The organism is Nitrosarchaeum sp. (assembly GCF_025699065.1).
Classification (GTDB): Archaea; Thermoproteota; Nitrososphaeria; order Nitrososphaerales; family Nitrosopumilaceae; genus Nitrosarchaeum.
The window spans coordinates 110728-129677 of record NZ_JAILWF010000004.1 but is presented as its reverse complement, the minus strand read 5'-3'; the positions used below and the strand labels follow the sequence as shown (position 1 = coordinate 129677).

General features: G+C 29.2%; 25 protein-coding genes, 1 tRNA gene and 1 pseudogene. 13 read left to right on the top strand and 14 right to left on the bottom strand.

Going from position 1 to position 18950, the window contains the following annotated elements:
• Positions 1–53: 53 nt before the first annotated feature.
• Positions 54–611, top strand: coding sequence for a hypothetical protein (locus K5782_RS06150; protein ID WP_297464935.1), 558 nt, complete (start codon positions 54–56; stop codon positions 609–611).
• A gap of 30 nt (positions 612–641) precedes the next feature.
• Positions 642–926: a hypothetical protein gene (locus tag K5782_RS06145; protein WP_297464933.1), complete on the top strand. Its 285-nt coding sequence runs from the start codon at positions 642–644 to the stop codon at positions 924–926.
• 8 nt (positions 927–934) lie between these two features.
• Here K5782_RS06145 and K5782_RS06140 read toward each other — a convergent pair whose 3' ends face one another.
• Positions 935–1162 carry an AN1-type zinc finger domain-containing protein gene (locus tag K5782_RS06140; RefSeq protein ID WP_297464931.1) on the bottom strand — a complete coding sequence of 76 codons (228 nt, stop codon included), beginning with the start codon at positions 1160–1162 and terminating at the stop codon, positions 935–937.
• Between the two features lie 121 nt (positions 1163–1283).
• Between K5782_RS06140 and K5782_RS06135 the strand changes: the two genes are divergently transcribed.
• On the top strand, positions 1284–2024 hold the full coding sequence (locus K5782_RS06135) for an SDR family oxidoreductase (protein ID WP_297464929.1): 741 nt from the start codon (positions 1284–1286) through the stop codon (positions 2022–2024).
• A gap of 1 nt (position 2025) precedes the next feature.
• Positions 2026–3177 carry an FAD/NAD(P)-binding oxidoreductase gene (locus K5782_RS06130; protein ID WP_297464927.1) on the top strand — a complete coding sequence of 384 codons (1152 nt, stop codon included), beginning with the start codon at positions 2026–2028 and terminating at the stop codon, positions 3175–3177.
• Here the strand turns inward: K5782_RS06130 and K5782_RS06125 are convergent, their stop codons facing one another.
• Positions 3178–3387: a hypothetical protein gene (locus K5782_RS06125; RefSeq protein WP_007551663.1), complete on the bottom strand. Its 210-nt coding sequence runs from the start codon at positions 3385–3387 to the stop codon at positions 3178–3180. It abuts the gene before it with no gap.
• A gap of 56 nt (positions 3388–3443) precedes the next feature.
• Between K5782_RS06125 and K5782_RS06120 the strand changes: the two genes are divergently transcribed.
• A tRNA-Pro gene (locus tag K5782_RS06120) sits at positions 3444–3517 on the top strand.
• Here the strand turns inward: K5782_RS06120 and K5782_RS06115 are convergent.
• Genes K5782_RS06115 through thpR form a run of 3 tightly spaced genes read right to left on the bottom strand, consistent with a single transcriptional unit; the run spans position 3518 to position 6124 of the window.
• Positions 3518–4279: a serine/threonine protein kinase gene (locus K5782_RS06115; RefSeq protein ID WP_297464923.1), complete on the bottom strand. Its 762-nt coding sequence runs from the start codon at positions 4277–4279 to the stop codon at positions 3518–3520.
• The gene (cca, locus tag K5782_RS06110; protein ID WP_297464921.1) at positions 4254–5585 is read right to left on the bottom strand and encodes a CCA tRNA nucleotidyltransferase; all 1332 of its coding nucleotides are present in this window, start codon (positions 5583–5585) and stop codon (positions 4254–4256) included. Before cca ends, K5782_RS06115 begins: the two co-directional genes overlap by 26 nt.
• Positions 5585–6124, bottom strand: a complete 540-nt coding sequence (gene thpR / locus K5782_RS06105; protein ID WP_297464919.1) for an RNA 2',3'-cyclic phosphodiesterase — start codon at positions 6122–6124, stop codon at positions 5585–5587. Before thpR ends, cca begins: the two co-directional genes overlap by 1 nt.
• 74 nt (positions 6125–6198) lie before the next feature.
• On the opposite strand from thpR, the gene K5782_RS06100 reads away from it, so the two are divergent.
• Both K5782_RS06100 and K5782_RS06095 read left to right on the top strand, forming a co-directional pair.
• The gene (locus K5782_RS06100; RefSeq protein ID WP_007551659.1) at positions 6199–6747 is read left to right on the top strand and encodes an AAA family ATPase; all 549 of its coding nucleotides are present in this window, start codon (positions 6199–6201) and stop codon (positions 6745–6747) included.
• A complete protein-coding gene (locus K5782_RS06095; RefSeq protein WP_297464916.1) occupies positions 6744–7136 on the top strand; it encodes an RNA-binding domain-containing protein in 393 nt (130 codons plus the stop codon). Before K5782_RS06100 ends, K5782_RS06095 begins: the two co-directional genes overlap by 4 nt.
• A 30-nt stretch (positions 7137–7166) precedes the next feature.
• Here K5782_RS06095 and K5782_RS06090 read toward each other — a convergent pair whose 3' ends face one another.
• The 4 genes from K5782_RS06090 to K5782_RS06075 are packed head-to-tail and all read right to left on the bottom strand — an operon-like array spanning position 7167 to position 10609.
• Complete coding sequence (locus tag K5782_RS06090; RefSeq protein ID WP_297464914.1) at positions 7167–7883, bottom strand: NAD-dependent deacylase; 717 nt, start codon at positions 7881–7883, stop codon at positions 7167–7169.
• Between the two features lie 4 nt (positions 7884–7887).
• The gene (gene rnz, locus K5782_RS06085; RefSeq protein ID WP_297464912.1) at positions 7888–8787 is read right to left on the bottom strand and encodes a ribonuclease Z; all 900 of its coding nucleotides are present in this window, start codon (positions 8785–8787) and stop codon (positions 7888–7890) included.
• A complete protein-coding gene (locus tag K5782_RS06080; RefSeq protein WP_297464910.1) occupies positions 8784–9731 on the bottom strand; it encodes a DNA methyltransferase in 948 nt (315 codons plus the stop codon). The genes rnz and K5782_RS06080 overlap by 4 nt, the downstream gene beginning before the upstream one ends.
• Positions 9731–10609, bottom strand: a complete 879-nt coding sequence (locus K5782_RS06075; RefSeq protein ID WP_297464907.1) for a ribose-phosphate pyrophosphokinase — start codon at positions 10607–10609, stop codon at positions 9731–9733. Before K5782_RS06075 ends, K5782_RS06080 begins: the two co-directional genes overlap by 1 nt.
• 107 nt (positions 10610–10716) lie before the next feature.
• Between K5782_RS06075 and K5782_RS06070 the strand changes: the two genes are divergently transcribed.
• Positions 10717–11352, top strand: coding sequence for a hypothetical protein (locus K5782_RS06070; RefSeq protein WP_297464905.1), 636 nt, complete (start codon positions 10717–10719; stop codon positions 11350–11352).
• Between the two features lie 90 nt (positions 11353–11442).
• On the opposite strand, the gene K5782_RS06065 is transcribed toward K5782_RS06070, so the two are convergent.
• Positions 11443–12294 carry a CBS domain-containing protein gene (locus K5782_RS06065; RefSeq protein ID WP_297464903.1) on the bottom strand — a complete coding sequence of 284 codons (852 nt, stop codon included), beginning with the start codon at positions 12292–12294 and terminating at the stop codon, positions 11443–11445.
• Between the two features lie 82 nt (positions 12295–12376).
• Positions 12377–12709, bottom strand: coding sequence for an ArsR family transcriptional regulator (locus K5782_RS06060; RefSeq protein WP_297464900.1), 333 nt, complete (start codon positions 12707–12709; stop codon positions 12377–12379).
• 173 nt (positions 12710–12882) lie between these two features.
• Here K5782_RS06060 and K5782_RS06055 point away from each other — a divergent pair, with 173 nt between their 5' ends.
• From K5782_RS06055 to K5782_RS06040, 4 genes are all read left to right on the top strand, one after another.
• Positions 12883–13122, top strand: a complete 240-nt coding sequence (locus tag K5782_RS06055) for a hypothetical protein (protein ID WP_297464898.1) — start codon at positions 12883–12885, stop codon at positions 13120–13122.
• A gap of 14 nt (positions 13123–13136) precedes the next feature.
• On the top strand, positions 13137–13268 hold the full coding sequence (locus K5782_RS06050; protein ID WP_297464896.1) for a hypothetical protein: 132 nt from the start codon (positions 13137–13139) through the stop codon (positions 13266–13268).
• Between the two features lie 90 nt (positions 13269–13358).
• Complete coding sequence (locus K5782_RS06045) at positions 13359–14513, top strand: J domain-containing protein (RefSeq protein WP_297464894.1); 1155 nt, start codon at positions 13359–13361, stop codon at positions 14511–14513.
• Positions 14514–14708: 195 nt separating this feature from the next.
• Positions 14709–16400 carry a HAMP domain-containing protein gene (locus tag K5782_RS06040; RefSeq protein WP_297464892.1) on the top strand — a complete coding sequence of 564 codons (1692 nt, stop codon included), beginning with the start codon at positions 14709–14711 and terminating at the stop codon, positions 16398–16400.
• 15 nt (positions 16401–16415) lie between these two features.
• On the opposite strand, the gene K5782_RS06035 is transcribed toward K5782_RS06040, so the two are convergent.
• Entirely contained in the window at positions 16416–16742 is a 327-nt protein-coding gene (locus K5782_RS06035; protein WP_297464890.1) for a P-II family nitrogen regulator, read from the bottom strand.
• Positions 16743–16873: 131 nt separating this feature from the next.
• Between K5782_RS06035 and K5782_RS06030 the strand changes: the two are divergent.
• A pseudogene (locus K5782_RS06030) lies at positions 16874–17866 on the top strand (plastocyanin/azurin family copper-binding protein).
• 34 nt (positions 17867–17900) lie between these two features.
• On the opposite strand, the gene K5782_RS06025 reads toward K5782_RS06030, so the two are convergent.
• Both K5782_RS06025 and K5782_RS06020 read right to left on the bottom strand, forming a co-directional pair.
• On the bottom strand, positions 17901–18200 hold the full coding sequence (locus K5782_RS06025; protein ID WP_007402606.1) for a 4Fe-4S binding protein: 300 nt from the start codon (positions 18198–18200) through the stop codon (positions 17901–17903).
• A gap of 113 nt (positions 18201–18313) precedes the next feature.
• Complete coding sequence (locus K5782_RS06020) at positions 18314–18934, bottom strand: hypothetical protein (protein WP_297464888.1); 621 nt, start codon at positions 18932–18934, stop codon at positions 18314–18316.
• Positions 18935–18950 lie beyond the last annotated feature (16 nt).

Sequence of the window (18950 nt, the reverse complement as noted above, 5' to 3'; positions counted from 1 at the left end):
TTTGTGCTTCAATCAAACACAAATACATCCGAGATTTAAGGATTAGGTAAGAAATGTCAGAAACAAACGAAATAGATCTAAACAAATTACACCATATAGTTTTACGAGAAACTGAAAATGATTCTATACAAGAAATCAACCCTGATTTCTATAGGAAACTTTCAGATTTTATTGGTGACTTGAAAAAACAAGAATTTGATGGAGTAGAAAATAACATTAAAAAAGTAATAATTGATACTGCTACAGAACTAACATCGCTTTTTATCAATATTAGATTAGAAAAAATTTCTAAATCAGGTAATATTTATTTTCAGAATCTTTTAGATGAAGAAAAATTCATCCTTGATGCAGAAGAAGAACGTAGAGAAAGAGCTGAAATGATTCTTTCAGCAACAATTAATGGAAAATCAAAATTTCTAGAATCTATCTCTCAAAATCATAAGACTAAGACTGTTGTTGTAAGATTTCTTCAGGAGGTAGATGAAATCATAGGTGCTGATCTGGAAAAATATGGGCCCTTCAAAATAGAAGATATTGCAACAATACCATATGAAAATGCTCAGGCATTAATTACTAAAAATATTGCCACCAAAGTTCGTTGGGAAGATTAGATAGAAATTATACCTCACTTATTTTCATTTATGACACACACTGGAGTCGATGTAATTGATTTTCTTCTTTATACTATTTATCCAGTAATTGGTATTTTTATTGTTGAAGCAATTTGTAGAATAACTAAAACTCCAAAATGGATTAAACTATGGACACAAGCCACTGTATCGATAGGATTTGGAATATACTATCTGTTTGTGTTACCGGCACCCCAAAATTTTCCATTAACAGCATTAGTAATGTTTGCTCTTGCTTTAGCATTAATTTATCAAGGACGACGTGCAAAAATATCTCCTGACAAAAGTCCTTATTAGTTCTCTATCTAATCTTTGAATTTTCTAAACATTCTTTTGAAAACATTTTGTTTGTTTGAACCTCCATCTCTGATCACTTTTTTCTCACCAAATCTACGAGCTCTAATCTGAGTTAATTTTACACATCTATGTTCTTCTGGAAGTCTATGTTCAGCACAAAATGGATCTTTACAATAATTACACTGAAATGGCATATCTACCATGTCACCACAATAAGCGCATTTTTCAGGCTTCATAAACATCATATAGTTTTTCTTCTAATAAACTTGTTATGATTTATTAGAAAATTAATTATTTTTAAAAAATTAGGTAAACGTTTTTACAATGTTGAAATTAAAAATAATTACGTGAATATTGATGATTGAAAATAAAGTAGCAATAGTTACTGGTGCAAGTAGTGGAATTGGATTTGCTACTGCTTTAGCACTTTCAAAAGCAGGAGTAAAGGTTGCAATAGGTGCACGACGAACAAACATGCTTTTGGAATTAGAAAAAAAGATCAAAGTAAATGGCGGAGAAGTTTATTCTCAAAAACTAGATGTTACTAAGAGAAATGAATGTAATTCTTTTGTTGAAAACGTTTTGAAAAAGTGGGGAACTGTAGATATTCTAGTAAATAACGCAGGACTTATGCCTCTAAGCTTTTTTAAAAATTTGAAGATTGATGAATGGGAACAAATGATTGATGTCAATATCAAAGGCGTATTATATTGTACGGGAGCTGTTGTTACACACATGCTTGAAAAGAAATCAGGTCATATTATTAACATCTCTTCAGTTGCTGGAAGAATAGTTTTCCCTGCTGGTAGTGTTTATTGTGCCACAAAGCATGCGATCACTGCTTTTAGTGAAGGACTAAGACAAGAACTTAGCGTAAGAAAGAATATCCGTGTCACATGTATTGAACCAGGAGTTGTTGCAACCGAACTAACAAACACAATTACCGATGAATCGTTACAAGCATTTGTTGAAAATGCTAAAAAAATGGAAGCATTACAAGCTGAAGATATTGCAAATGCAATTGTTTATGCTGTAGAGACACCAAATCATGTAAATGTTAATGAAATTCTAATCAGACCTACCACACAAGATCGTTAACTTGACTTCTATCCCCCATATCTTAATTCTTGGCGGAGGATTTGGAGGATTAGCTGCGGCAAATGAAATAAGAAATAATCTTCCATCATCTCAAGTTAAGATAACAGTTATTGACAAAAAAGATTGGTTCATGGTAGGCTTTGCCAAACTTTGGATTATCAAAGGTACACGAACATTTGAAAATTCAATAGGATCACTAAATCAATTAATTAAAAAAGAAATAAATTTTTTAAAAGAAGAAATTATAGAAATTGATCTTCAAAATAAACAAATTAAAACAACTACCAAAACTTTATCATATGATTTTTTAATTATTGCAATGGGCGCAGTTTTAGCACCTGAAAAAATTTCAGGACTTTCAGAAAATGGAATGAATCTTTATGATCATAATCAATTAACTGAGATTCATAAAAAAATAAAAAACATGAGATCTGGCAATATTGCTATTTCTATTATGGGGATGCCATACAAATGTCCTCCAGCACCATTTGAGGCTAGTTTATTGATCGATTCAATGCTAAGAGATGCAGGAGTTAGAAAATCAATACAAATTCATTTCTATAGTCCGGCTCCAATAACATTACCCGCAGCTGGTCCAGAAATCAGCAAAAAAATTCTTAGTTTAATAAATTCGGAGAACATTGTTTTTCATGATTCATGCAAAATAAAATCCGTTGAAAAAAATAAACTGATTTTTCAAAATGGAGATGAAGCTAATTTTGATTTACTTCTTGCTGTACCTCCACATGTTGCACCTAAAGTAATTTATGAATCTGGATTAGCCAAAGAAGGTGGATTTATACCAATTAACAGAGACTGTAAAACTCCGTTTGAAAATGTGTATGCAGTAGGTGATGTAACAACTTTAACAGTAATTGATACCATGACTGTTCCTAAAGCAGGCGTGTTTGCAGAAAGAGAAGCAATTACAGTTGCACAAAACATCATATCTAGTATACAAAATAAAAATGAATTATTATTGTTTGATGGAAAGGGAGGATGCTTCCTTGAATCTGGAAGAGATACTGCATCTATAATTGAAGTTGATATGTTTACAGAATCTAAACCAACAACAAAATTAACAGAATCTACAACTAAACATCTTGATGAAAAGTTACAATTTGAGAAAGAACGACTTTCAAAATGGTTATGATTAATCAGTTTTTTTGTTTTCTTTTGTAAGGTGTTCTAAAATAGCTTTTACCTCAACACCCAAACCCAGAGTATCCTTTGCTAAATCTAATTTTTCAGGAATACTCTGTTTAAAATTTTCATCTTCATTTTCTATTCTTATTTTTTGAATACAATCAAGATGATCCTGATCATTTCCAGAAATTCTATTACAAATGCTGCAAATTTTCATTAATAATCAGTAATAACCCGACGATTTAATAATTTCATTTTGTGCCTCACTCATGAGGGGTCGTAGTCTAGCTTGGTATGATACTAGTCTGGGGGACTAGTGGTCGCAGGTTCAATTCCTGCCGGCCCCATCATAATTTTAATATCTTTAAGATATCGTCAAAACTTTTTTGTGTTGGTTCTTGCTTGTATTTTCTTAAAGCATCAATAATTTTTCCCTTTTCGGGAATTTTATAGATTCTTTGAACTTTTTTAGCAATTCCTGATCCAATAAAAATTGCTTGAGTAATAGAAGTTACATTTGACGCTCGTCTGTTGACACTTGAACTTTCAAAATCAATTAAGGTTGTTCTTAATTTTCCAACAATGACATGCTTTGAAATACTGCTTAATTCACCATGATCAAAACCAATTTTATCTAATCTATAACAATCCTCTAAAATTATTTTGATTATTGACTTTAATTTCTTAGAACTTCCATTTCCTTTTAGAGATTGTATCCAATCACCAATTTTATCACCTTCAAGATATTCCATTACCAAAAAATTCTTACTTACATCGTACAACTTGGGCCCAACATTTACCGTATTTACCAATTTCATTAGTTTTGCTTCACTTTTCATTTCATTTCGTTGAGAATCTAATCTTCTAATCTTTAATGCAACAATGTCGTTTCCTTTTTTTGCTAATACTACTACTCCAACATATCCCTTACCCAAAATTTGTAAACTGCCTATAGTCGTCTGTCCAGTAAATGATATTGATTTTATTTTTAATTTTTCTAATTCGATAATTCTTGATTGAAGTTGACGTGAACTAGCTTTTGGATAGCCAAGAATTTTTGAATACGGTTCTTTTACTAATTTTTTAATTGGTATGAAAGATAGAGTCATCAGTTGAAATAAGATCTAAAATTGCCTCTTTAATTGATTTGCTTAAATTTTTATTTCCAATAGTAATTTCAACTCCTTTCCTAAAATCACTTTGTAATCCCTTTGGTATGCCTGTTTGGAGATTGTTTTTCAAAAATTCTGTCATAAATTTCACTGCTTCATTATGTCTTCTTTTTTCAAGTGTAACAATTTTTCCATCATCATTAATCCACATTAATTCAGTTTTTGTAATGTTTTTTGAAATAAAACTAGTACAATCACTTACTCTAAAGAAATCAGGACCATTTTTAGAATAATTTATTGGAATTTTAGTTGATTCTAAAAGGAAAAAAAGACAAGCTTCACCCATATTATCTGAATGGGCTTTACTTCGTAAAACATTGAAACCTCCTAATTCTAATTGAGTTGTAAGCGAGGAAGTTGCTCTCTTAATTTGCCCCCAAATTATATCTGGACTTCGATTTTTAAAATTGAATTTTATCACAAGTACGTTTTCCAAACTATTTTTTGATATTTTCAATTTTTTTTGAGTAAAAAATTCTAATTTAGGTTTGTTTTCAAATGCTCTACACAAAAGAATGAATTTTCCTATATTTTCATTTGAAATTGCTGCAGCCAAATTTCTATTATTGTCAATAGGATCTATAATTACAATTAATGTATCAAATACTTTTGAAGTCTTTCCAATAATCTGACCTTGTTGAATTTTTCCAATTGATCTAATTGTATTTTCAAAATTACCAAAATTTAAAATTAAAACCTCTGATACATATCCACTAAATCCTTGTTTTGCAATTTCCGAACCATAAATTTTATTTGCCTTCAGAAATATTTTGAGCATTCTTACTTCGTTTCTCATTTCAGGAGTAAGTGACTTTTCCATGTATTTTGTATGAAAAGGTGATCTATCTGCAGAACTTTTCCATTCTCCCGAATTTACCTCATAACATGGAACAACATTTATCTTTGTTTTTTTAATTTTAGCCTCAACATATGGATGTTCAGAATATCTTACATATGGATTATATTTTTTCATTGATTGAAATCCAACATTTTTTGAAATCTCTGTAAATTTTTCTTCAGAAATAGTTTTTTTAAATTTAATAAAAATATCAATATCTGCTTCTTCTGAGAGCCAGGTATCTTTTGCATAAGATCCTCCAAACTCTAATCCTGTAATTTCAGGATGATTTTTTATTTGATTTTCAACTAATTGATATGCTTCATCGGCGATTTGTTTTTTTAATTTTCTTACATTTTCTAATATTGTTACAGATTTTCTAATTTTAGATAATACTTGTTTCATTATTTCGCTTTAACCTCTATTAAATCAGAATAAACGGGACCCTTTGAACTAAGAACACTTTGTTTAAGCTTAAATCCTGTAATTTCTTGACTTCCAAAGTCAATTAATTTGAATTTATTCAACTCTTTTTCAATATCTCCAATCTTATTTTTAATTCTAAATACTGTGATATGAGGTTTAAACGGTTTATCTGCAGTAAAACCCAATGGAAGGAGTACATTTTCAACATTTTTTGCTAGTTCTGTCAATAATTTACCTCCGTTTTCATCAGTTCCAATCCATACAATTCTTGGAAATTTTAATTTAGGAAACACACCGATACCTTTGAAATCTACCATAAATTTAGAAAATTTAACTGATTTTAAAGCAACTATTATTTTCTCTACAACATCTTGTGATATCTCCCCTAAAAATTGTAATGTAAAATGAAGATTATGTAATTCTACAGGTTTAGCATTAATGTTAATTTCAGACTGAAATTTAGAAATGGAGTTAATTATTTTATCAGAAGTAATTTCAATTGCTACAAAAACCCGCATGATAATTTTCTTTAATGATGTTTTATAATAATTTCCGGTAACTTCATAGACCAGACTGTTTTTTCATTCTGATATTGGAAAAACTAATTGTTTGTTTAACAGGTATGCCTGGAGCAGGTAAATCAACCATAGCTGATGGTCTCAAATCAAAAGGTTATGATGTTATAAACATGGGTAATGTAGTAAGAACTGAAGCTAAAAACAGAAATCTTGAACCAACAGGACCAAATCTCGGCAAATTAATGATTGAACTTCGAGAAAAAAATGGTCAAGGAGCAATTGCAGAATTAGTTGTACCTCAAATTGAAAATACAAAATCCAAAGTTGTAATAATTGATGGTATAAGATCTAATGCTGAAATAGAAGTTTTACGTAAACATGGAACCGTTAAACTTCTTGCTATACATGCATCAACTAATACAAGATTTGGATTTTTAAAAAATCGAGGAAGATCTGATGATCCACAAACAAAAGAAAATTTTGAAGAAAGAGATAATCGAGAAATTGGGGTTGGTATTAGTAATTCAATTGCATTATCTGATGAAACAATTTCTAATAATAATTTAACAAAAGATGAATTGATTGACTATTCCTTCAAAATTATTGAAAGTTGGATAAAATGAGAGCTCCTAGTCTTAGTTGTAAAATTGAAATTACTTCTTCAATAAATCCATCTGAAGATCCAAAAAAAATTGAAACTGCAATTTTAAATGTTTTTCCTAATGCAAAACTAAAAATTGAAAAGTTTTCTATTGTATCAAACTCAAAGGATCTTAATTTACTTGAAAAGATCTATGATGTTATCCATTCAAATCAATCACAAAAAATCTATCAACGACAACTTGAAAAAAATTTAGAAGGTGATATAACATGGTTTTATCTCAATAAACAGGCTGCATTAGTGGGAATAGTTGCTCTTTGTGAAGAACCAGATGAATCACCATTAGGCCCAATCAAAGTAATATTGACTTCATCTAATATTGATAGTATTTTGGATTGGTTAATTCTTTAAAACTAATTTAATTATTACTAAAAATTTTATTTATTTAAAAATTGATAGTAATTGGGGTAGTGCAATAACACTAGTACTTCTTACTGATAAATCCATATCAGATGACATCATTGTTTCTTCAGGATTTAATTCTATGAGAAATGCATTATTTTGTTTGGCATAAAGTGGTAATGTATTTGCAGGTGATACCACTAATGATGTACCTGCAATTATCATAATATCACAATTACTTGAATGAATCATAGCTTCTTGCCATGTATCTTGTGGAAGCGGTTCCCCAAACCATACTACATTTGGTCTTAAAATATTTCCACATTTGCATAAAGGTGGAATATTTGTAAACTCGGTTAAAATTTTATTTTTAAATTTACAAACAGTACATTTTATTTCGATAATACTTCCATGTAATTCTAACACTTTAGTACTTCCTGCTCTTTGATGCAACCCATCAATATTTTGAGTTAATATGATAACTTTTACAAACTTCTCTAATTCTGCTATTGCTTTATGTCCTAAATTTGGTTTTGCAGAAAAAATATTTTTCCTTCTTTCATTATACCATTCCCAAACTAATTTTGGATTTTCATAAAATGCATCAATTGTAGCTAATTTCATTGCATCATAATTTCTCCATAATCCATCTTTTCCTCTAAATGTAGGAATTCCACTCTCTTGAGAAATCCCTGCTCCTGTAACAAATACGATTTTTTGAGCCTCTTTTAGCTTTTTTATGGCTAGTTCAAACATTTAATTATTTTATCTCAATTTCTAAGAAATCTTTTGCTGCAATAACTGACTGATGAATTTGTTTTGCTTCTTCTAGATGTCTAGTTTCATCTTTATATCTTGCAGAAAAATGTGTTAAGATCAGATTTTTTACTTTAGCATTTTTTCCTAACATCGCTGCTTGTTTTGCCGTTGAATGACATGTTTCTTCAGCTTTATCTGCAGTTTCATCTAAAAATGTAGAATCAAATACAAGATAATCACAATTCTCAAAGAATTTTTCTAATTCTTTTGTTGGTATTGTATCTCCTGAAATTCCAATTTTTTTACCTGGTCTTTTTTCTCCTAATACCTGTTCTGGAAGAATAATTCTTCCTTCAATTTTAATTTCCATTCCGTTTTGTAATTGATTCCACAACTTTCCTTCCGGAATTGCTAATGCCTTAGCTTTTTCTATATCGAATCTACCGGGCTTATCTTTTTCTACAAAAAGATATGAGTAAGTAGTAACTGAATGATTAGCTTTACAAGCATATATTGAATAAATTTTTGAATCAAATACTATTCCATCTTCTACTATTGTAATAATAACAGAAAATGATAATCCGAAATTTAGAACTTTGATATTTGCAGATATAAATTCCTCAATTCCACTAGGTCCGTAAATTTCTAAGGCCTCTGTTCTATGTTGCATAGTCATTGTCTGAAGTAATCCTAACAATCCTATACAATGATCTCCGTGAAGATGTGTAACAAAAATTTTCATTTTTTTATTCCAACCTAAACCTGATTTTAAATAAGAAATTTGTGCAGCTTCTCCTGCATCAAACATTATAATTTCACCTTCTCTTTCTAAGCAAATACATGACAACCCTCTATTTTCAGTAGGCTGAGCGGCTGAAGTTCCTAAAAACACTAGTTTCATTTTATTAAAATTATTCTTGTCAAGCTTTTATGCCTATAGATCTCATATTTTTTAATTGGGTTTATCTTCAATTTTTTTTCAAATCCCTTCTTGCACATAATACCAATTTTCTTACGCTTGGGCAAAATTGATACAAATTTCTTCAATAATTCCTCAGGATTTTCTGATGATTTTGAAGCGGTTCCATAAGGCAAATCTGTAACAATTCCATCAAATTCATTTATCATTTTAGTTAATTGACTGAAATCAGACTTGATTATTTTTGAATTGTATTGATTTGCATCTAAATTTTCTTTGGAAATTTTACACATTTTTTCATCAAAATCTAATCCAATTGCATGAATTCCCATCGATTCAGCTTCTAACAATGTAGTTCCAGTACCACAAAATGGATCACAAACAGTCTCTCCCTCTTTTAATCCAGCTAAATTTATCATAGCTCTCGTAAGCTTCCAGTCTAATTCATGTGGGTGTTTTTTAATTTTCTTTGGTCTGCTTTTAATTTCATATCTTTTTGAAAACCCAAAAAAATTTTCCTGATCGGTAAAAATCAGATATATGCTGATATCTGGATTTTCAAGAGAAACTTGAGCTTTTGAAAATTTAGTTATCATGTCTCCCATCGCCTTTTCTAATTCTGGAATGTTGAAATTATTTGATGATAAATTAATAATTCTACATACAAAAGTTTTGGCATTTTTTAACACTTCAAAATTTTCTTCATCTAAAAATAAACCAGACATTTTACGAAGTATTTGACCCGAAATTTTTACAAAAGTTGCACGATTTGCAATTTCCTTCCAATTTGTCTTTGATTGAATTATTACTAAATTTGATATAATTTGTACTTTGGCAAATCTATCATATGTTTTTGCTATTGAAATTATTTCGTCAATTGCAATTTCTAGATAATCTTTAGATAAAATAAAAAAACTCTCAGGCATTATATTATTGCCTTTGCAATTGTATCTGAAACATCAACTGACGATGTTTTTCCAGGAATTGTATTCGTACTAATTATTTTAGTTACTCCTGCATTTTTAATTTTCTTTTCAGCACCATTTCTAAGTAATGCATGCGTACATGCTACAAATATTCGTGCACATTTTTGCTTTTTAAGAAATTCCGTAGCTTTGATAATGCTCCCTCCGGTACTAATCATATCATCAACTAAAATCAAATCTCTACCTAAAATCTCATTAAAATTTGTAGATTTAATTTCTACTTTTCCGGTTTTACGATCTCTTTGTTTCTCAAGAATTATGTATTCTGTTTTCAATAACTTTGCAAATTCTTTTGCTCTTTCTTTTCCCCCATGGTCTGGAGATACTACTAATGGATTTTTTAATTTTAATTTTGTAAAATATTTTGCTAGATCTGGAATTGCAGTCACATTTTTTGTTTTTATATTAAAATATTTTAAACCCATTATACTATGAATATCTACAACAATTATTCTAGAGGTTCCTACACTTTTGAATAACTTTGCAATTACTTTCATTGTTATCACTTCTCCGGGTAAGAATTCTCTATCTTGACGAGCATAACCCATGTAAGGTATGACTGCAATTACTTCTGTTGCAAATTCTTTTGCTTTTGAAATTATTGAAAGTGTCTGAATTAAATTCTCATCGACAGGTGGATATGTTGATTGTATGACAATAATTTTATTTTTTTGAGGTTTTTTTTGAAAAGTAATTTTACTTTCACCATCGGGAAAAATCTTTAATTGTGATTTTATAAAATTTGCATCTAGTTTTTTTGCAAGTTTTTTTGCTAATTCTTCAGATGAACTTCCAGATATAACAGTAAATTTTGCCAATAGTTCAACGAGAAAGAAGGGGTTCTTAAATTTTGAGGGTTTTGTATAACATTTCCTTATCAGTAATTTATAGAACCTTTTTAAAACAGAAATGAATTTTTTTGTCATTGAATTTTAAAAATTTACTATTTTTGATATTACTAATTTCTGGTACTTTTAGTACTGCTTTTGCTCATACAATTGATTCTGTAGGTGAATACAGATTGGAAATTGGATGGATGAATGAGCCTGTAGTCTCAGGAGAAACAAATGGTATTGAATTGCTAGTTAGTCATCTTGAGCCTGGTCTAGAATTAAAGCAACAAAAATTTGATGATGGTGTATCTGGGCTGGAAAAATCTTTAAAACTAGAATTATTATTCAAGGAAGAAAAAATAATACTTTCTCTATCGCCTGATCATAACATTCCTGGAAAATATTATGCATTTGTTAATCCGACAGTATCTGGGTTTTATCAAGTAAATGTTTTAGGTAATATTGAAGAAACTCCAATAAGCTTATCTATGCATCCTCCAAAAGTTGATGAACGTTCTTACATTGAATTTCCAAAACCATCTGATCTTACATTAACTCAACTAATTGATGGACATACAGCACTTCTTGGAGAAGTAAATAATTTAAAAAAATCATTCATTGAATTAGAACAATCTAATCAACAGTTGAATGTTAGTTATCTTGCTATTAGTATCAGTGTATTGGGAATTATCATGGCTTCAATTGCTCTTTTTAAAATTAGAAAATAATTATCCCTACACCGTACATGGTAAGATGAAAAAATTCCATGTACCGCTTTAGTTCAGACATTTTAATGCAAGTATAGTTTCTAAATCAAGTCAATACAATTCCTTGTACTGTAATCTTAATTTCTCATGCGGTTTTACAATAGAAAGAGCCCTTACAACATCAGTTTTACTAACTATCCCTACTAAATTATTATTAAAATCTACAACAGGAATCCCGCTAATTTTGTTTTTTATCATTTTGTTAGCCGCTACTACTAAATCTTCTTCTTCGTTTATTGTTAAAAGTTCATCAGTTAGTAAATCCGCAACAGTTAATTTTTTTGCATTTATTGGAATCAAATAATCTCTAGACCGTGTATTGCCTTTAGTAAAATAATCACTATGTGTTAATAATGTATTAGTACTAATAAGACCAATAGGGCAACCATCATCATTAGTTACAATCAATCTTGAAACTTGATTTTTATTCATTATACTTATTGCAAATTTAATTGAATCAGTTTTTCTACACGTAACAATATTTCTACTCATAAAATTTTTCACTAAATACTTTCCACCAAATACAACAGCAAATGATTTCACTAAATCTGTTCTTGAAATAATTCCAGTTAATTCTCCTTTATCATTTACAATAACTATAGAACCAATTTTGAAAGTTTCCATTCTTGCTGCACATTGTTCAAAATAATCTTCTATTCCTTCAGATATGGTAATCACATTTTTTGTCATAACATGTTTAATCGGAATTTCATTTATTGCATGTGCAGTTTTATTTTCTTCTAAAAATTTATTGATATCTCGTTCAGTTACAATTCCAACAGGCATATTTTTAATAGAAATTACTATATGTTTTACAAAATTAGTTTGCATTTGTAATAATGCATCAAAAATTGATGACTCTGGATTAACAGAAATTACAGGAGATGAATAAATTTTTTTCATATTAATTATGTTTATAATTTTCATTTAAAACTAAACTTAGATTATCAAATTTGATTTCAATAAAAATAAAAATATCTAGTACCTAACAAGTATTAGGTACAATTTCAACTTCGATGTTATTTCCAATATATGATGTAGATATGGCCTTAACTTTACTTTTGTATAGAAAGTATTTTTTACCATCATCACTAATTGAACCAGAAATTCCCAGCAATTTGTTATCATGTAATGTTTGTAGTCTTCTATAAACAGTACTTATTGGGATTTTGGTTTCACCACTTATCTCTATTGCTGATTTTGGTTTTTCCATGGTGTTTTCTAAAATAGATCGACAATATTTGTCTGATATGACATCAAGAATTGCATCTTTCCTTGAATCATCGTCTATTTTTTTTCCTGAAATTAATTGTTGCATGATTATTTATTATATCAATTTAATATAACAAGTAGGACTGCATTGCACTGCAATGCAATCATTTTTAGTACAAATTTGCTTTGGAATTATAATATGCAACTTGAATTATATGTTTTAATTAATTTAAACAATTTGTTTTATCCTAATTATAAAATGGAGAAGATTAATCTGCAATGATTACTATAATAGGAAGCGGTAAAGTTGGAACAGTAATTGCTTTTCTTTGTATATCTACCTCATTAGATGATGTATTATTAGTAAATCGTACAAAGAATAAAGCCATAGGCGAGGCACTAGATATATCAAATACTGTACCTGAAAATTCTAGTGTTTCAATTCATGGAACTGATGATTTTTCTAAAATAGTTGGTTCTGATGTTGTTATAATTACAGCTAGTACGGAACTTATCTAAAATCTCGAACTGAAATGATGGATGCACAAGTTAAAATGATTAAAGATATCGCAAAGAAAATCAAAAAATATTGTCCGTCAGCAATAATTCTAATAGTTTCTAATCCATCAGATAGTTTTACTGGGTTTTTAAAAGACATGATATAGATTTCATTTAATGAAAATTCTCAATATTTTATATCGTAATAAACTAAAAGTATAGGAAATATGAAAAGAATAACCAAAAACTGAGAGAAAATGGTGGAGAGTAACTATGACATATTGGGAATTATTGAAGGCTCAACCGAACATGAAATTCGTAATGCATTCCGACGATTAGCATTGCTTTATCATTCTGATAAAGGAGGAGAAAATGATCAATTCATAAAAATCAAACAAGCATATGAAGATCTTAAAATCGGTAAAAAATATCCTGAAACTGATCTTGAAAAAATTAGAAATTCTAGAGTTTATTCTGGCGATTCAGAAGAGGATATACGAAGAAAAAATCAAATTTTAGGCCAAGAATTATTCAAAGAAATGAAATTAGCAGAAGAGTGGGCAGCAGAACTTAATAGAACAAATTCAACTGGCATTAAATTATTTGGTTCAAAAACCCTTGGAGAAATTGAACTTGAACGAAAAGCTAACGGTATACTGTCAATCAAAGGAAATTTTATGGCAGGCAATCTAACTTATGATGGACCTATTATTATGCAGGGAAATATAACAAGTCCATCTTGGACTGAAGAATTTAGAACAAATATTCATTTGACAAAAGGAGATTTTAAATTTATTAACCCACTTGAAAATAAATACAAAATTGAAAATGGCTCTACAGTGATCGCAGATAATGGTGATATCGTGGTTGGAAATATTTTTGGTAGGAAATATAAAATTCAAGATTCAGATGGGAGAGTTGGAATTTTTAAAACTCAAGAACAACGGACTTTTGTATCTGCACCAAATGGAAAAATTATTGCAGAAAATATAATTAATACAGTTTCTCTCGAAGCTGATATTATTATGGTTCTTAATTTGGAAGATGATGTTGAAATTAGTGCACGAGAAATTTTATTTTATGGAAGTAAAATCACTTATGATTCTAAAATTAAATTAAAAAAAGGTGGAATGATAAGATTTTTTGAAAATTTTTCAATTCAAAGTCTTAGTAATGATGCACTTATCAAACTTGAAAATGGTAAGGAAATTAGGTTATTTGATATTAAAACTAAAAAAATTAAGGATTTACCGAATGAATTTGTGCCTAACAAAAATGAGTATGATAAGGATGCCACGATGGTAGGTAATGGATTTACAATTACATATGAAATGTTAGATAATTTATCAAAAAAACCAACAAAAAATCAAAACGGTAAATGGGGTTCTAAATTTAAAATTTCTAAAAATTAAATAAATTTCTAAATTATCTATATTAAGAAACCAACTTAAATCATGAATAATTCCTTTATGAAAACTAGTTATGTCCTAGTAAAGCTATTCTTATCATAGAAAATACACGAAGAATTGATATTGTATAAAAATAACAAAAATTGATTGCAAATTTCCTTTAGTATAGATAAAAAATTGATATTTTTAGTAATTATAGTGTCTGTAATTACACTTTTGGTTACAGCTTATTTGAGCTTTAACTATGCTGAACAAATTCTAATAGAAAGAGCTAGTGATCTATTATTAGGCGAATCAGTTACACGTGGTAATGCTATTAGACTTCTTTTTGAATCACGAATTGACCAAAATCAAATTTTAGCAAATGACCCAATGATAAAAATTCTTGTTAATGATTTAAACCAAGTCTCAGAAGATGATTTGCAGAAAGAAAGAGAAATCAAACGTAGAGACTTCCTTACTCAAATCCAAGCATTTCAAACATTAGTTGGGTTTTCAATAGGTTTTGAGGATGTAAAAATTATTGGTGCAAATGGTAATGTTTACTTTTCACTAGGTAAACTAACTGATAATAATTTTCTTCAAGATCCACTATTTCAAAAAGGATTAAAAAAACCAATAGTGGATTTTGAGCCAACTGCAACTGGTAAAAAGATGATTATAGTTTCTCCAATTTTTGCTCTAGATGATAAAAAAAATGATGAACCAATTGGAGTAGTTATCTCTAGAATGAGAACTGAATCATTAGATAATATTTTGACTGATTCAAGTGGTTTAGGAAAAACAGGCGAAGTTTATATCGTAAGTGACGGATTCTTGATGTTATCTGAATCTAGATTCATAGAAAACGCTATCTTTAAACAAAAAGTTGATACTATTCCTGTCCAAAAATGTTTTAGGGAATCAGAAGATTTTTCAGGAATTTATTTGGATTATAGAAAAATCAATATTTATGGATCATCATACTGTGCTAATGATTTAGGATTTGTTTTACTTGCAGAAATTGACGAATCAGAAACAATTCAGCCTGTTATAATACTCCAAAATAGAATTTTTCAAACTGGTTTAGTGATCACTATAATAATGACAATTGTAGCATTTCTAATTTCAAAATCTATGTCACGACCTCTAATTAAATTAAAAAATGCTGCAAACAAAGTTGCAAGTGGTGACTTTAATGTTCGAACAAATATCACAACTAAAGATGAAATCGGTGAGCTATCTCAGGCATTTGATTTAATGACTGAAAAGCTTCAGAAATCATTAATTGAAATTAAAGAAAAAGAAGATGTTATAAAACAACAAGAAGATATCTTATTGCAATTTTCTGATCATAGTGAGCAATATTGTGTATGTATGGTTGATATTATGAATTCAACAAAAATCACTCTTAATTTATCTGAATCACAAACTAGTGAATTTTATAAAATTTTTCTTAACTCTATTGCTTCTACTGTAAGAAATTTTGGTGGAATTGTAATAAAAAATATTGGGGATGCATTATTATTCTATTTTCCGGTTATACATTCAGAAGAAGAATCTACATTAAAAAAATGTCTAGATTGTTGTCTTGCATTAGGAGAGTTACATGATGATATTGTAAAAAAACTTGAAAATCAAAAACTACCTATTTTTGATTATAGAACTAGTTCAACCTATGGAATTGTTAGAATTGCAAAAACATCTACATCTTCTATCAATGATATCTTTGGAAATACTGTAAATCGATGTGCAAAAATAAATAGGCTTGCTCCCGCAAATGGTTTGGTAATTGGTGAAGAATTCTATAAAAGCGCTAAAAATTTTGATGGTTACATATTTAAAAAAATAGAAAATACGTTTTCCTCTACTGAACCTGATTATCCAGTATACCGTGTTTCTAAAAAATAGATAAAAATTTTTAAATTAAATTAATTTAGTTGATTTTTCTTTTGTACTAATATCATATGATTCTTCTACATTTGAAACAAAAATTTTTCCATCACCTTTTTGTCCTGTGTGAGCTACATCCATAATCGCTGAAACTACTGATTTTACTTCTGAATCATGAACAATTGTAAGTATTACATCTACTGAGTTAAATTCTATTTGACGTCCTCCTATTTCTGGTCGCTCTCCCATTCCTTGTCCTAACGATTGAATTAGTGTAACGCCACCAACACCAGCTTTTCTTATTTCTTTGATTACTTGTTTAGAAACATCACTTTGTACAATTGCTTCTATTCGTTTCATTATCGAATAATTTCTATGATACTTTAAAAACACACTTTAGATTATCACTATTTTTTACTAATATCAAAACTGAATATCATTATTGAAAATCAAGATAATCTTTTATGCAATTTAAATTTTAAATTCTTATTATGTATTTTCTAATACTTGCTGCTATTATTTCGGTATTGGGCTCTTCATCTCTGATCTTTGCAGAAGAATATGAAATCAACATCCCTTTTGGTGCGTATAATCCAGAATTAAACACTCCTGCAGAAGTGTGATATGATCCTCCTCAAATATTTGTAAAAATTGATGACACTATTACCTGGTATAATGACGATCGAGAAGGTCATACAGTTACTAGTGGTAAAGGATCAGGAAGATTTGGTTGGATGAGTGATGATTTTGGAACACCAAATGGATATTTTAATAGCGATAGATTTATGCCAGGCGAATCATGGTCGTATAATTTTAAAGAATCAGGGACTTTTTCATATTATTGTACTATTCACCCTTGGATGGAAGGAGTTGTAATTGTTGAAAAATCAATTCCAAATTATCCACACGATGCAACTGGAAAAGAATTAAAATTTCCACTTTTACAATACACTCCAGATAAAAATATAGAAGTAAATCTTACTTGGGATCCACCGATTATTAAAACTCATGAAAAAATCCAATTTGTATATCAGTTCTATGATCCTCAAACAAATTCTAATCTTGCAAAAATGAAATACACAATCATAATATTTCAAAATGGAAAAGAAATTCTTCGTGATGAAGGTATAAACCAAATTGGTGGTGATTACAGAAATTTTGTTTTTAATGATTCAGGTTCAATAATAATTCGTATTGAAGGAATTCAATCTTCTTCAATATTATCTGAAGAAAGTGTAACTGTATCTGGAAATATTGAAAATAAAGCAATAAGGGCAGTAGACTTTACAACTGTAGTTTATGACAATCCAGAAAAAACTAGTCATGAAATTTATCATTTAAAACCAGCTCAAAGACTAAACACTTACTATGAATTAATGATAATTATTATTTTAATTCCTGCTATTCTATTCATAGGTGTTTTATTCTGGCTGAAGAAAAAGCCAGAATCTACAACAAAAAAAGCTGGTGCTGTTAACCTCTAAAATAATAAAAAGAAATTAAAAATGATGACCTAATCTAATCGATTAATTCGGTCCAACCTTTAACGAAGACTGAGTTCTTGTAGAGTGGAACTGGTTGTCCAACGGTAAAGTCCATTGGTCTCATCCAAAAGATTGCCTTTGTTGGGCAAACACCGATACATGCTCCATCGGAGATGCATCTTTCTGGGTAAAAGACAAATGCTTTTCCTCTCTTCCAGCCTTCGACTGGTTTTACTCTAAGTACATCTGGTCCTAATGTTGTACAGATTTCTACACATAGTGCGCATCCGATACACATTTGTTCGCTGATGTCTGGAATAATTCCTACTGGCATAACAAAATTTCTTTCGATTTTGCTCTTAATATAATTTGCCCAAAAAATCTGTTCTATAACGGCGTTTCAAATTTTATAACACCGTTTAAAATTCTGATCGCTCTCAATGTGTATTAAACATTGGATAATTCAATTCTGAATATTTTTTCAGCATTTCCAATTTGATTTAACGATCTAATTATCATACTCTTATCAATTCTTTTGAGATGAAACATTCCAGATTTTTTTGAATCAATAATATGTCTACCTCCTGGAGAAAGAATCCACTCTCCACCATCATTTTTTCGTGTTATTGCTGTAATTATTACAGAGGAGCCATTTTCCCTTGAAATTGATGAAAGTAGCATTAATGATGCATTAATGAATCTCCCAGATTCTTTTTCATCAAATACGTTATAGAATCCATTAAGTGAATCAATTATGACCAAAAATTTTTCACTTGATATTTTGTTCGCTATTTCAGATATGATTTTTTTCAAATCAATCTTATTTGGACGATAAATTTCTACTCTCTCATTTTTTTTAATTAATTCTGAAACTACATAACCACTATAGAGCAAATCAAAATCTAAGAAAATTACAGGATAAATGATAGAATCTATTAATTCATTTAAAATTTCTGCTTTCAGAAAAGGCTCAGAGCATAAAATCATGTTTGGATTTTTAATTGAAAATTCCTTTTTTACATATGTTAAATCATTATCTAAAATCTCTTGAGGATTTTTATCCAACACCGATTTAGTATATTAC